General features: G+C 43.2%; 13 protein-coding genes. 6 read left to right on the top strand and 7 right to left on the bottom strand.

Features of this window, described 5'->3' with window-relative positions; genetic code table 11:
* Positions 1–222: 222 nt before the first annotated feature.
* Entirely contained in the window at positions 223–1,185 is a 963-nt protein-coding gene (locus V7K50_RS22235) for an aldo/keto reductase (RefSeq protein WP_334963795.1), read from the top strand.
* A 22-nt stretch (positions 1,186–1,207) separates the two neighbouring features.
* On the opposite strand, the gene V7K50_RS22240 is transcribed toward V7K50_RS22235, so the two are convergent.
* Positions 1,208–2,689: a GTP-binding protein gene (locus tag V7K50_RS22240; RefSeq protein WP_334963797.1), complete on the bottom strand. Its 1,482-nt coding sequence runs from the start codon at positions 2,687–2,689 to the stop codon at positions 1,208–1,210.
* Between the two features lie 328 nt (positions 2,690–3,017).
* Here V7K50_RS22240 and tpiA point away from each other — a divergent pair, with 328 nt between their 5' ends.
* Positions 3,018–3,743 carry a triose-phosphate isomerase gene (gene tpiA / locus V7K50_RS22245; protein ID WP_334963799.1) on the top strand — a complete coding sequence of 242 codons (726 nt, stop codon included), beginning with the start codon at positions 3,018–3,020 and terminating at the stop codon, positions 3,741–3,743.
* 206 nt (positions 3,744–3,949) lie between these two features.
* Positions 3,950–4,810, top strand: coding sequence for a dihydropteroate synthase (folP, locus tag V7K50_RS22250; RefSeq protein WP_334963800.1), 861 nt, complete (start codon positions 3,950–3,952; stop codon positions 4,808–4,810).
* 89 nt (positions 4,811–4,899) lie between these two features.
* Here folP and V7K50_RS22255 read toward each other — a convergent pair whose 3' ends face one another.
* From V7K50_RS22255 to psbH, 5 genes are all read right to left on the bottom strand, one after another.
* The gene (locus V7K50_RS22255; protein ID WP_334798938.1) at positions 4,900–5,742 is read right to left on the bottom strand and encodes an SPFH domain-containing protein; all 843 of its coding nucleotides are present in this window, start codon (positions 5,740–5,742) and stop codon (positions 4,900–4,902) included.
* Positions 5,743–5,813: 71 nt separating this feature from the next.
* Positions 5,814–5,948, bottom strand: coding sequence for a hypothetical protein (locus V7K50_RS22260; protein ID WP_334963801.1), 135 nt, complete (start codon positions 5,946–5,948; stop codon positions 5,814–5,816).
* Between the two features lie 390 nt (positions 5,949–6,338).
* Positions 6,339–6,980: an aminoacyl-tRNA hydrolase gene (gene pth, locus V7K50_RS22265; RefSeq protein WP_334963803.1), complete on the bottom strand. Its 642-nt coding sequence runs from the start codon at positions 6,978–6,980 to the stop codon at positions 6,339–6,341.
* A 152-nt stretch (positions 6,981–7,132) separates the two neighbouring features.
* The gene (locus V7K50_RS22270) at positions 7,133–7,405 is read right to left on the bottom strand and encodes a TatA/E family twin arginine-targeting protein translocase (RefSeq protein WP_334963805.1); all 273 of its coding nucleotides are present in this window, start codon (positions 7,403–7,405) and stop codon (positions 7,133–7,135) included.
* Between the two features lie 139 nt (positions 7,406–7,544).
* On the bottom strand, positions 7,545–7,748 hold the full coding sequence (gene psbH / locus V7K50_RS22275; protein WP_292750899.1) for a photosystem II reaction center phosphoprotein PsbH: 204 nt from the start codon (positions 7,746–7,748) through the stop codon (positions 7,545–7,547).
* Positions 7,749–7,833: 85 nt separating this feature from the next.
* Here psbH and psbN point away from each other — a divergent pair, with 85 nt between their 5' ends.
* A complete protein-coding gene (gene psbN / locus V7K50_RS22280) occupies positions 7,834–7,965 on the top strand; it encodes a photosystem II reaction center protein PsbN (protein ID WP_179068265.1) in 132 nt (43 codons plus the stop codon).
* 129 nt (positions 7,966–8,094) lie between these two features.
* Here psbN and V7K50_RS22285 read toward each other — a convergent pair whose 3' ends face one another.
* Complete coding sequence (locus V7K50_RS22285) at positions 8,095–11,436, bottom strand: alpha-mannosidase (protein ID WP_334963808.1); 3,342 nt, start codon at positions 11,434–11,436, stop codon at positions 8,095–8,097.
* An 87-nt stretch (positions 11,437–11,523) separates the two neighbouring features.
* Between V7K50_RS22285 and V7K50_RS22290 the strand changes: the two genes are divergently transcribed.
* Positions 11,524–13,152 carry a hypothetical protein gene (locus V7K50_RS22290; RefSeq protein ID WP_334963810.1) on the top strand — a complete coding sequence of 543 codons (1,629 nt, stop codon included), beginning with the start codon at positions 11,524–11,526 and terminating at the stop codon, positions 13,150–13,152.
* Positions 13,153–13,485: 333 nt separating this feature from the next.
* The gene (locus tag V7K50_RS22295) at positions 13,486–14,406 is read left to right on the top strand and encodes an alpha/beta hydrolase (RefSeq protein ID WP_334963812.1); all 921 of its coding nucleotides are present in this window, start codon (positions 13,486–13,488) and stop codon (positions 14,404–14,406) included.
* The last annotated feature ends 288 nt before the right edge of the window (positions 14,407–14,694 follow it).

Consider the following 14,694-nt stretch of genomic DNA (forward strand, 5'->3'; position numbering starts at 1 on the left):
ACTAAATATGTTCACCATAAACTGATTCGATTAGTTATAACCCATCAACTCAATTCTTTACCTCACACATCCTAAATTGCCATCGGTATTTTGGCTTCTTCAGTCTTTGGCTAATCGGCTTGAAAAGTGTATCTTCAGCAAGATATTGTCAATTTTCCCTTGTTTTTGAATTGGCGCACAGCTATATGTACTTAAGTAGTAGCTGAAAGACAAGGAGAACAGATGTCAGGAAGTACGTCAAATTCAGAAATGCAATACCGAGTTATTGGTAGTACAGGAGAGAAAGTTTCCGCCATTGGATTGGGTGGTTGGCACATCGCCTTGAAACACGTTGATGAGCAGATGGCTATCCGCATTGTTAGAACAGCCATTGATCGTGGCATCACCTTTATGGATAACAGTTGGGATTACAACGGTGGAGTCAGCGAGATTCGGATGGGAAAAGCACTGCGCGATCGCTACCGAGATCAAGTGTTCCTGATGACGAAAATCGATGGTCGCTCTAAGAAGGAAGCAGCAAAACAGCTTGACGAATCACTTCAACGTCTACAAGTTGATTGCATCGATCTTGTGCAGCACCATGAAGTCATTCGCTACGAAGATCCCCATCGAATTTTTGACCAAGAAGGGGCGAATGCTGCTTTAATTGAGGCGCAAGAAGCCGGCAAAATTCGATACATTGGTTTTACTGGGCACAAAGATCCCCATATTCATTTACATACGCTGGAAGTTGCAGCCACTCACGGGTTTAAATTTGATACAGTGCAAATGCCGCTCAATGTGATGGATGCCCACTACCGGAGTTTTGCAAAGCTGGTTGTGCCAGAACTTGTGAAACAAAACATCGGCGTTCTGGGGATGAAAAGCTTGGCAAATGGTATTCTTTTACGGTCAAAAACTGTAACGCCAATTGAGTGTTTACACTATGCTTTGAATCTGCCCACATCGGTTGTGATTACCGGAATTGATAGTATGGAGATTTTAGAGCAAGCTTTTGAAGCAGTGCGGACATTCCAGCCCATGAACGACGAGCAAGTGCGATCGCTCTTAGCAAAAACGACAGAAGCGGCATCACGCGGCGAGTTTGAGCCTTTCAAAACCTCATCAATTTTCGATAGCACTGCCCAAAATCCAGATTGGCTGGGAGAGGAGCCACAGCGCATCCAGCAATTGATGTCAGCCTGATGTTTTCTTCGCACGCATAACATCACTTTCTGAATTTTACTTTGTGGAGTAATTCATCTTTAATACGGTTGAGAATCGAAGTCTCATCCAGGTTTGCCAAAATCCGATTGATTACTGCTTTGGGTCCATCAGGCCCCCAAGTCGCGCCATTAGCTAAATAAACTTTGGTCACTTGTCCAATACCGTAAGAAGAAACCCCTGCGACTCCCCCTTGGGTAAGTGCCACCGATATATAAGGGCCTAGGGCAATGCCACCCGTAGCCGTTGCAGAGATCCCAAGTAAGGTTTTTAATCCACTCAAGCCCAAATTTGCTAACAATTCACTAGCACCGATACCGCCCATACTCAGGGCGATTTTTTGTAGCAATTGTACAGCCCCGGCTTCGGTCATTGAGAAGCCATAGAGTTTAGATAAACCCAAAATCAGAGCAATATCAATAACCACACTACTGAGAATATCTACCACAGTTACGGGATTGAGTGCGATCGCTAATGCCTTAGTCATCACAGCCTTCCAAATCAACTGATTGGCATTCTGTTCCCGAATCATCAGTTTTCGCTCAACCAACTGCTCATTTACAATGTCAGCATAAAGCATGGTATTAAGAGCAACCAAAGCTTTACCCTCACGGTGTAGAATCTCCAAGATTTTCAGCTTTAGTTCTTCCACTTGGGCATTCCCTACACGCAACTGTATGCCCCTAGTACCATCAGGGCGACGAATCGCCGTCTTCACCAATGGCGATGCCGCAGTCATGACAATTTCTAGAGGCGTGAGTAATTCCCGCACCCTTTCATCCCGGATTTTGTGATAAATTGCCATCCGGTCTGCTTCTGGATACTGGTCTACTTTGTTAAATACCAGAATCATCGGTTTACCAGCTTCCCGCAGTTGAGAAAGCGCCATATATTCCAACTTTGTCATATCGCCAGAGATCACAAACAGAATCAGATCGGCTTGTTTGGCAATCTGTTCAGCTAATGCGGCACGGGTTGCACCATCTACTTCATCTAACCCAGGAGTATCAATTAATTCCACCTGCGATTGACCGACACCAGGGAGAGTGACTCGCAAAGCAAGTTCAGTTTCCCCAATCATCTCCTCACTAATACTCCAATTAACTGTTTGTGCCGCACGGGTGACACCGTGCAGCGGCCCAGTTTCAAATACTGTTTGCCCAACCAAAGAATTGAGTAGAGAAGACTTCCCACGTCCCACCATACCAAAAGCCGCAATCTGTACCACCATCCGGTCTAACTTTCCCAGCATGGTTTCCAACTCAGCAATTTCTGTCTCCAATCCGGTTTTTTCTTGGGGGGTGAGGTCAAGATTGGCTACCAAGTTTCGCAGCGCCGTTTGTGCTTGTTTATAATTCAGTTCCGTCTGAATGTCTTCAAAACTGAAAATCGCACTATCTAGTTCTTCCTCCCAACTGGTAGAATTTGCATCAGTGTTAGGGGAATCGCTTTGATGAGGTTCAGGCACAGGCAATGTCGAAGTCATATTAATTTTAGATTTTAGATTTTAGATTTTAGATTTGAAATTTTAAATACGCCCCGTCTACTATCCTAGTTATTTTTAGCAAGGGTTTGGCGAGATAAGACGGAGGGGGCAGAGACAACAGGGAAAGAATAATTTTTACCCAATGACCAATGCCCAATACTTCGACTTCTCTACGAGACGCTACGCGTAGCTTGCTTCCCCGAAGGGGTACGCTCAGTACAAGTCCCCAATGACCAATGCCCAACTCATAGACTAATGACTAACAAAAAGTCATAAACTGAAAAATGCATCTAATATATAACGCCTTAGGATCTTGACTAAATTACCTGTGCGGAAAATCGTTATTGCCGGCAACTGGAAAATGTACAAAACTCAGGCAGAGACCCAAGAGTTTTTACAAGGATTTCTGCCCCACTTAGAGGAAACCCCCCAAGGGCGAGAAGTGATATTGTGCCCTCCGTTCACTGATTTAAGCCTTTTGTCCAAAAGTTTGCACGGTAGTCTCATCCAACTGGGGGCACAAAATGTCCATTGGGAAGAATATGGAGCCTATACGGGTGAGATTTCTGCCCCAATGCTGACAGAAAGTGGTGTGCGCTTTGTGATTGTCGGTCATAGCGAACGACGGCAATACTTTAATGAAACGGATGCCACCGTTAATCTACGCCTCCGAACTGCTCAAAGGTTTGGTTTGACCCCAATTCTCTGTGTTGGCGAAACTAAACAACAACGAGATGCGGGAGAAACTGAATCAGTAATTGCTCTCCAACTCGACAAAGGCTTGGTAGATATTGATCAGAAAAATTTGGTAATTGCCTACGAACCAATTTGGGCAATTGGCACTGGTGATAGTTGTGAAGTAACGGAGGCGAATCGGATAATTGGCTTAATTCGTAGTCAGTTGAGTAATCCGAATGTATCAATTCAATATGGCGGCTCAGTTAAGCCGAATAATATTGATGAGATCATGGCTCAACCGGAAATTGATGGTGTTTTAGTGGGAGGGGCAAGTTTGGAACCTGAGAGTTTCGCTCGGATTGTGAATTTTAATTAACAGGACTTACGCACTCAAAACCTGAAACCTCGATCCGCCCTAACCCCCCTTCAAAAGGGGCTGACTTTTCACTCTGATCTGGAAAACCTCGCTTCTATTTCTCTCTCCTAAAAGGAGAGAGACTTTGAATTCTCCCCCAACGCTCGGAGCGTTGGGGACTTCAGTCCCCACTACAAACAGCTTATATCACATAGCAATGTAGATTTATGCCAACCAACTTGATAATTCGAGGACGCTGTTTCGAGTGGGGACAGCGAACTTATTTGATGGGCATTTTGAATGTAACGCCTGATAGCTTTAGTGATGGGGGTAAGTTTAACACTACCTCTGCCGCTTTAGTCCAGGCGCAAGCACTGGTAGCTGCTGGTGCTGACATAATCGATGTGGGCGGTCAATCAACTCGACCAGGGGCAAAGCAAATAACTCTGGCGGAAGAACTTGACCGGATACTATCGGTGTTACAGGTGCTAAGACCAGAAATTTCAGTCCCGATTTCTGTAGATACAACCCGTGCTGCTGTAGCCAGGGCATCTGTAGAAGTGGGAGCAGATATTATTAATGATATTTCTGGCGGCACCTTTGACTCAGAAATGTTGCCAACGGTAGCAAAGTTAGATGTGCCAATGATTTTAATGCACATCCGGGGAACACCACAGACAATGCAACAAGAAACTGATTATCAAGATTTGCTCACAGAAATTTATAGTTTTTTGGCTAGACAAATTAAGGCAGCAACTACTGCGGGCATTGACCTGGATAAAATTATTATTGATCCTGGTATTGGGTTTGCTAAGAACTATGAGCAAAATTTAGAAATTTTTCGCGGTTTGCGATCGCTAACAGCACTCAACTGCCCTATCTTAGTAGGAGCATCTCGTAAAAGTTTCATTGGTCGCATTTTAAATCAACCAGATCCCAAAGCACGAGTTTGGGGAACGGCAGCAGCTTGTTGTGCTGCTATTTTTAATGGCGCTGATATCCTCCGAGTTCACGATGTTCAAGAAATGCGCGATGTTTCACTAGTAGCTGATGCACTATTTAGACAAGCAGCACAGCGCCACCAATAATTCCTTGATGTTATAGAGCAAGCAGATTCTAGATTTTCCTATGGGGTCAATCCAAAATCTCAAATCCAAAATCCAAAATTGTTTGACTCTTAAGTATTACCGTTTTCGGCTTTTTTGCCGTGACCTTCAGTAATTATCGACTCGGCAATCAACTCCTGAAACATTTCAGTTGAGTTGGCTGGGTCTACAAAGACAATTTTGGCGTTATTGCTCTCACCAAGTTTTTGGCTAGCATCTACGTAATCTTGAGCCACGAGATACCGTAGAATGTCCCTACTATCTGGATTGGAACGTAAGGCTTGAGAAATGATTTGGACTGAAGCCATAGTTCCTTCGGCTTTTTTAATGGCAGCTTCCTTTTCCCCTTCTGCTTCGGTAATCAGCGCCCGTTTTTTGATGACGGCGGCTTGCTCCTCTTCTCTAGACTTTCGTACACTCTCAGGTAGGGTAATTCTCTGTAGGTCTAACCGGAGAACCTCAACTCCCCAATCTGTCGTTATATTATTCAACTGGTCTAAAATAGCTGAGTCCATCTCCGTTCTAGAGACATTGGTCTGCTCTAGGGTGTTTTGGGCAATGATTTCTCGGAGTGTGGTTGTTGTTACCTGTGTCAATGCTCCTTGGAGATCCTCAATAGCATAAAAGCTTTTCTCAATATCTCTGATCCGCCAGTATACAATAGCGTCCACTTCTACGTAAATATTATCTTGGGTGATCACATTCTGAGGTTTGATGTCTAAAAACTGCTCTCGTGTAGTATCTTCCATCACAATCTGATCCACCAAGGGAACAATAAAGTTCAGCCCTGGCTTAAGTTTTCGATGATACCGCCCCAACCGTTCCACTAGGGCTTCATTACCTTGATTAATCAGTTTTGCAGAACCTAATGCATAACCTATAAGGGCTAAAACTATAGCAATAATTGGCTCCATGTATGCTCCTATTCAGCTTTCGGGAGAATTTAGTGTCAAAGATATGCTACTAGCTTGTCATATCTTTGAGCTTAATGTTTTGAGTCTGTAATTTTATGAACACCACCAGCGATGTTGAGTCGCTGCGCGTCTTCGACATCAGATGTAAGTAGGAAATTTTTGCGGAATGCGATCGCTATTAAAGCACCTTGACAAAACCCTGGCAAGGACTACTTCATGTAATTAACATTACTTGTACTGACATCTTCAGACAACCTAGGCTGTTATTACGTATATTCACGTAATTTAAATTAATTAAAGGTAAAAATGGTTATTCTATCGGAATATCCCCAAAAAGTATAGTAATCACTAGATGTGTACAGATTTGAACTTACAGATTTAAACTAGGACTTACGCATTGACAAGAAATAGCAAATATGTGTAAAGGTTAAAAACCATATCTTTCGTAGGGGCACAGCAATGCTGTGCCCCTACAGCATGGTCTATTTACGATAACAGGATAATTAACAAAAGCCTGAAACAACCTATTTTAGTTAATTCACATCACGATGCATTTGTACAGTGCGTAAGTCCTATAAACTTACAGATTTCTCACCCTAAGACTCAGAATTATTAATGGTGCGGCTATTACAAACATTCATCGCCTTTTCTACTCCCTGTTTGAGGCTTAATTCAATACACTCAACTACGAACTGGAGTACCAAAGACATCTGCTGATTTTCGGGTGCTGAAAATCGCCCCAGCACATGAGAAATAGTATGGGAATCATCATTATTAGCTTCACCTTTGGGTTTACCAATACCGATTCGCAAACGGGGAAAGTTTTGGGTACTAAGATGTGCGATCGCACTTTTCATCCCGTTATGTCCCCCAGCCGAACCAGATAACCGCAGACGAGTTTTTCCCAAGGGCAAATCCATATCGTCGTAAATTATCAGCACTGATTCCGGCGGCAATTTATACCAACTTGTCACCGCTTGTATAGACTGTCCTGAGCGATTCATATAAGTTAACGGCTTCAGTAAGCGAATCTTACCTCCACCTGGGGTCATACCCTCGCCATACTCACCCTGAAACTTGCGGTTTTCTGCTAAGGGAATGCGCCAAGAACGGGAGAGACTTTCTACAGCAGCAAAGCCGATATTATGGCGTGTTTGGTCGTACTTGCTTTCTGGGTTCCCCAACCCGACAATTAGCTGGGGAATCACCAAAACTGGTTGCGTAACTGCTTCTGTCATTTTGCCTATAGTCAATTGATATGCAGCACTCTCTTAGTACTTTGTCTCATTAATTTTGATCACTTCGTAGTCAGCACTTCAGTGCTTAAAATCCATGACTAAAGTTCTTACTACGAACTTGTTCGCCCCCTGGTAACTAATGAGACAAACTACTAGCTAGGTTGGGAAGAACTAGCTGTATCCTGCTCAGATTTAACAGCCTGGATTTGCTTCGGTTCCAATTCAGCAGTAGTTTTTACAACTTCTTCTAACTGTTCTGCTTCTTTTTGAAACTCGCTTTGAAACTCCTTGGAAGCTTCTTGGAAACTACGAATTGTTTTGCCCACACTCCGACCAATCTCTGGTAGCTTCTTTGGGCCAAAGATTAACAGCGCTACTACCATAATTACAGCCATTTCCGGCAGACCGATACCAAATATATTCATTTTTGTCTCCTTTAAATTATAGAACCACTACAGAAACTCAGATATATAGTTAGTCTAGTAGCAAATCACAACTGACAAAAAAACCCGGAAGAACCGGGTGTAACTTAACTTGTTATCCAAACTTAACGCTGTGTATCCGTTAGCGTCCTAGACTTCGCCAATCGACAAATACATCCTGAACCAACAGTGATTTATTGTAAAGTTGCAGAATAATCAGCAGAAACACGAAAAATAGCAAAATAAAAACAGCCATCACAGGGGTAGTACCCCAACCTGGAGCCACTTTCCCATACTCAGAGTTAAGTGGTTTCAGGATATCTCCCAACCTAGTCCTTTGTGCCATAGTTCACCTAAGATTACTTGCCAAAGCTTTTTTTAATCTTCTGTAATATTCTATAAGAATAGCACTCATCATCTATCTCTCAATTATGGAACCCGCAATAGTTCTTAGCATTTCTATGGCTGCCGTGGTGGTTGTCATCACTGTACTGTCGATTTATACCTCCTTTGGGCCTCCTAGCAAGCAATTGAACGATCCCTTTGATGACCATGAAGATTAAAAGAGTTAGGAGTTAGGAATTTGGAGTCAAAACTAGTGGTCTGTCATTAGTTACCAGGGATGAACAAGTTCGTAGTAAGGACTTTAGCCCTTGATTTTTAAGCACTTCAGTGCTTACTACAAACTATACTTAGCTGAGATTAATCGCTGGGATTACCTTGAAACTGGCGATTTTCCAAGGCTGTATTGTCAATATTTGTTGCTGAGATGAGAATTCTGTGGTATTGGAACGCTCTAACAAATCTACTCTATCTCCTAGATTTAACCCTAAATCACTTTGCAAAGATAACTCGGCTGTTTCTCCGTGACATTCATAACACCGCAGAATTAACTGCTGTGGATCATCTTCAGATGGTTTCAAGGCCATCAAGATTAAATTTTCAGGTGATAAATCTAGGAAACTTACCCCCAGCCCGTTTCCACTAACAGAGAGGGGAAGATTTTTATATGGGTTTTGATTAACAGGATTCAATACCACTTGCAATGGGATATTCAACTCATAGCCACGCCGTACAGTATGGGCTGATTCCCAACTACCACCATGAGGATACAAGCTATATGTGAACTGGTGAAAACCTCTGTCAGCTTGTGAGTCTGGCCAATTAGGACTGCGTAGCAGTGTCAGGCGGAGTTGATTTGGTTTGCTGTCGTAACCATATTTACAATCATTCAGCAAACTTACACCATAATGATTTTGGATTTTGGAAACGTCTTGTGTGTCTTCTGCTGTCAAATCAGCCCAACGTAAGGCGGGAACTTCCCATTTGGCTTGTTCTGCGGGGGTTTGTGGTTTAGTTGGGCGGCGAATCGCGCCACAGGGAATTTCATAAGTAGCAAAGTCTGCTTCAATATTCAGAGGAAAAGCAGCTTTCACCAATACATGATTTTCTTGCCAATTGACGGTAGTCGCTATGTTCAGCAGAGGTGAACCAGCTTGCAGAATATAGTCTTGGCAAAATTCTGATTCACCCAACTGACGCACCACGCGGACACGACTTTGCACTAGTCCTTGTTCTAACCACTGAATAGATTGAAGATTTGTTGCAGGTAAGGGATGTTGGGCATAATTGGGGTCTATATTCCAAGCATCCCAATATTGACCACTATCTTTAAAAGCTTGTAGTTGATTCCCCGCCCCATTCAAAACTTCTCGTTGATAAGTTTTATCAAAAACACTTGATAAATCTCCAGTGTCAGGATCTATAACAACTCGCAAGAATTCGTTTTCTAAAATCCAGTCTGGGAGGAGTGTGGATGAGGGGGATGAGGGGGATGAGGGAGAAAGCCAAAATATGCGGTAGCCTACGGGTGGAATTTCGGTGGCGAGAAATAGTAGGGTTGATGGTTCAGATAATTGGGAGAGAAGTTGCTTTCCAGAAGTATCGTAAATCTGCCATTGTTCTGGTGTGGGTAAGGCTACAGAGACTACCTCAGAACGTTGCCAATTAAGAGAATTGAAAATGAAAATAGGTAAACTATCGGGTTTTGGTGGTTCTGATAGGGTAATGTGAGATGCGATCGCTAAAAGTGATGACTGTAATATCCTCGTTCCTACTTGTTCCACTTGCTGCCACTGGGGTAAGGCATCGGTATAAACTTGAGTAATTGAAGAACCAGGTAGAATATCGTGAAACTGTTGAAATAACACCAGCTTCCAAGCGGCTTCGATTTCCGCTTTGGGATATATCACACCACAGCTTACAGTTGCCAAGGTAGCAAATAGTTCAGCTTGATACAATAAATTTTCACAACGACGATTCCAGCGTTTTTGATCTGCGTGGGTAGTGTAGCAACCGCGATGGAATTCTAAGTATAGTTCCTCATTCCAAGTAGGGAATCGGGAAGATGAGGGGGATGAGGGAGATGGGGGAGAATAATAACTTCTGACTTCTGACTCCTGACTGCTGACTTCTGACTCCTGACTCCTGTCTTCTTTACTGATTTGCTGTAAATACTTTTCAGCCGTTGTAAATTCTAAGTCTGGGAAGAAAGGTGACTTTTGCCAGCGTTGGGCGGTTTCTAACATATCACGGGTGGGACCGCCGCCGTGGTCGCCGACACCGGGAAGCCAGAGAGATTCTGATAAACCAGTTTGGGTTTGCCATTCAAGAGCATAAGCTGCCATTTTAACTGGATCAATGCTTTCACCGATGGGTGCAGACATCAAACTAAAGACTTCGCTACCGTCAGGCGATCGCCACCAAAAAGCCCCATAATCAAATTTAGTAGTATCATTCCACCGCAACTTCTGCGTCACAAAATACTCAATTCCGGCATTAGCGAAAAACTGCGGTAAACTTGCACAAAAACCAAAAGTATCTGGAACCCACACTATAGTTGAAAGCTTACCAAATTTTTCTTGGATGTAGCGTTGACCATATAATAACTGACGGACTATTGATTCACCAGCAATTAGGTTGAGTTCTGGTTCCACCCACATTCCGCCGACAACTTCCCAACGTCCAGCGGCCACCTGTACTTGAATCGCCTCAAACAAATCCGGGCGATGTTCCTCAATCCAAGCATAAAGTGCGGGAGTTGAATGACAGAAAATTAACTCAGGAAAATCTGCTTGCAACTTCAGAACCGACTCAAAAGTGTTTTGCGCCGCATTCCAAGTTTCACTCACAGGCCATAACCATGCTAAATCTAAATGAGCATGACCCAACAGAAAAATTTTAGATTTTTGATCCCCCCAACCCCCCTTTTTAAGGGGGGCTAAGAAGTCCGATTGAATTAAATTTTGACGCAGGGACAAAAAAGACTTTACTAACTCTCCCTTCTCTCCCTCTGTGTCGCGCCAGTTGCTACAAGTCGGGGAACCCGCCCAACGCACTGGCTTCTCTGCGCCTCTGCGGTTCGTCACCTCCCCCACCATCGCCGCCAAAACATCCAACTTCTCCGGTGCAAACTTTTCCAAATAAAGTTGCACCACAGCTAACTCATCGGCCACAAAACCCGGATCGGGATTATTATCAACAGTAGACTCATAAACTAGGAGCGATCGCACTAAAGCACCATCACAATGTCCCGGACTCACTAACCGCAAAACCACAATAAACTCTTCCCCTGGACTCACCCCTTGACTGAGAAGCACTCTCGGCGAACAATCAAATAAATCACCCTCCAGCACTAACTCACCATTTACATAAATTTCAGCCGAATCCGCCCACCAAACCAGCGCCAGCCGCAAAGATAACCCAGTTAAGGGATAACCCTGTAAATCTTGGGGAACCACCAATTTTTGCACTAGCCACAGCACTTTTTTCCCGCCTGTCCAAACAATATATTCTTTAGCACTCAACTGGACAGGTTGCCAATGAGACAAATCAGCAGCTATAACATCAGTAATAATCAGGTCAGATTCTTGGTATAGCCAATTAGACTGAAGATTAACTTGACAAAAAGAGCGCAATTTCTCAATTGCTTGTGAGATAAATTTGGTCTGGGATTGAGAGACAATCGGGGTCATATTTTCGCTAAAATAAGGTGTTGGTTGTTTTTATTGTTTGGCGCGAGTCTCACAACTTAACAAGACTTGAACTAAAAAATTACTACTATGTCTTCTGGTTCCTCTGGTCGTTATCAAAGCAGACTATTTAACTTTGTCCACCAGCAATCTCGGCGGGTGACAGAACAGTGGGAACACACATTCCGCCATTTGCAAGTCGCCACTAAGTGGGGTGTGGGGGTATTACTTTCCCCAGTGTATCTACTGTTTCAGTCATCTGAATCATCTATAAAAACGCTACACACCAAAGAACCACAAACTAGACTAAAGTTACAACCAAATGATACCGATTTTCCACCTGAAACTCTTCCAAATGTTGACAGCCCCATTCAAAATATATTAGAGGCAGTTAATTATCTCTCATCTGATGAAGCTGCTACCACTCCTACGAAAGCGTCTGAACCTTTCAAACCCTTGGCTTTTTTGGGAGTTTTTCGGCTGAAATTCGTTGATAATAGTTCTCATCTTACTCAATCATTAAATATTACAGACAATCAAGCCGGAAGTCTCAACCCTTCACAGTTAGAGAATGCCCTTCAACAGCATTTTCCAATAGTGCGGGGAATTGCCACAAATTTGATGAATCGGAATTTAGTACTTGTTACTGCCGATAATGAAATTCTAGATATTTTGACGCCCCAACAGCAGGCAAAATTAGAAGACCGAATTATTAACGAAGTTGCTAATTACTGGCAGTGTTGGCGGTTGATTATCGCTAAAAAAGAAACGGAAATATTACCACAAATTGACCGATTATTAGCAAAACTCACCGATGGAAATCCAGCTAGAATTACAGTTTCAGCCGAGGGAATACCAAATACAGATAGATTATTAGAATTTCTAGATATAGCTTTTGCTAAATTGGAATCAAATGCTTTAGCACCTGTGCAAGAACGTAGTCAGGAAATTGTCCAAGTTGCCCAAACTCAGTTAAATATATTTCTTTACGGCAAAGAGCAATTAGCTGCTAGAGGAGAGATTGCACCCAATGCTGATGGTTTGGAAAGTCATACACTGAATTTTCAGGCTTTAATTGAGGCGGCGCTTAATTACTTTTTTGGTGTTGGTAGTAGAAAAACACTTGAGCCAACAACCAATGATGAGCAATCGCCAGCTAAACTATTCTCATCACGCCTGAGAAAAGCCTTGTCCAAAAGCCCTCAGTTAGATAACCAGGATTTAACAAATGATCCTTGGCTAACGTGGGGCGATTTATTTGGTGACACCGAAACCGTTGCTGAAAAGCCAGTTACACTTTCTCAAAGTAAAAATATTGCTTTAGCCCCAAGTTTATCAGTAGGGTATTTTCCCCAAAATAATTTGAGTGTAAAACAACCTAAAATCGGATCTGGCTTGGTGCGAAGGAAACAACCAACTAGTAATCTCGCCTCAAGTCAAAAAACATCTGGAAAAGTTGCCTCTACAAAACCAAACCGAACCAGCATTTCTCAAACTAAAAGCGAGAGTCGTAAAGGGGAAATGCTGCAACAGCAATTTCACCAAAGCAGTCAAATTGAGGCGCAGCCGGACTGGATAGAAACTAAAGCAACTTCAACAGGTTATGAGAAGCACCCCTTAGAGCAGCTTCTGGAATGGCTTGATTATGTTATGGTTTGGCTAGAAGAGAAGTTTGTAAATATTTTTCAGTCGTTGCGCCAGCTGTGGCAGGGGAAATAATTCGTAATGACGCTCTCTAGGAGATGGTGCGCGTAGCTTGCTTTGACCTAGGAGTATGAATACTTGCTATAGCGGTTCCCATTCAGATGCGGTACAACATTACATCACGAGATGTAGGGGCACGGCAGTGCCGTGCCCCTACGCGTGTACCTCACGTAAACGAGAACCGCTATAACGCTTCTAGGGAATCGGTTGATTCGGCAGATGCTCAGGTAAATGCATTTTTGAACCACTGTTGGGAGGGAACATCAAATTTCAAGGTTATAAACTTTTTAGAGCAATAATATTGACATGTTAGTAGGTTGCTGGGAGAATAGGTAAAAAATTAACCAGATGATTGACTATAGCGATCGCATAGCGTCTCACAGAGAAGGCACATTTCTGGGTGTTGGAGAACTTGACCTGTATTACCAAAGCTGGCATCCAGAAGGTAAAGTACGGGCAATATTAGCCATTTCGCATGGACTTGGAGGACACAGCGATCGCTACAATAATGTAATTCAGCATTTGATACCCAAGCAATACGCCCTCTACGCCTTAGACTTGCGTGGTCATGGACGCTCACCAGGTCAGCAAGGCTATATCAATGCTTGGAGTGAGTTTCGTGAAGACCTGGGAGCCTTTTTACAGTTAGTTCAGACTCAGAATCCTGGATGCCCAGTTTTCCTGTTGGGTCATAGTTTAGGCGGGGTGATTGTTTTAGATTACATTCTGCGCTATCCCCAACAAGCATCATTCTTGCAGGGTGCGATCGCGATCGCACCAACCTTGGGGAAAGTTGGGGTTTCACCTGTTCGGGTACTTTTAGGAAAAATGCTCTCACGGGTATGGCCGCGTTTCACCCTGAATACAGGCATTGACATCAGCGCTGCTTCACGAGATCAGCAAGTTTTAGCCGCTTATGCCCAAGATAAAATGCGACATACCCGTGCTACGGCCCGTCTAGCGACAGAATTCTTTGCAACAGTTGATTGGATTAATGCTCATGCAGCTGATTGGCAATTACCATTATTGATTCTCCACGGTGGCGCAGATCGAGTTGCTTTACCTGCGGGAAGCGAAATCTTTTATCAACGGGTAAATCGCAAAGATCAGCTGAGAATCGAGTATCCGGGAGCCTATCACGAGCTTCAGAATGACCTAAATTACCGCGAGGTACTGGCAGATTTGGAAGATTGGTTAGAGCTACACCTACCACCTCAGACAGCACAGTTGGCAGGGGGAAACGCTGAGTTAGATTTTCCTAATTCTTAGCTTTCAGTACGTGGATCACAAAGTTTTTCCACAAGTGCGATCGCCTCACTACAATCCATTATAGTCTTTATCATTCGAGATACGCGGGAAGTGGGAAACTCAGTCACAAAGCGTGCTGACAGCGTTGCGACACGAGGGATTTTAATCCCCGTGGTATGAGTCTATATTAAGTAATAAGTAATAAGTAAATACCATTACTTATTACTTATTACTTATTACTTATTACTTATTACTTATTACTTATTACTTATTACTTATTACTTATTACTTATTACTTATTACTTATTA

The sequence above is a fragment of the Nostoc sp. genome, assembly GCF_036917135.1.
Classification (GTDB): domain Bacteria; phylum Cyanobacteriota; class Cyanobacteriia; order Cyanobacteriales; family Nostocaceae; genus Nostoc.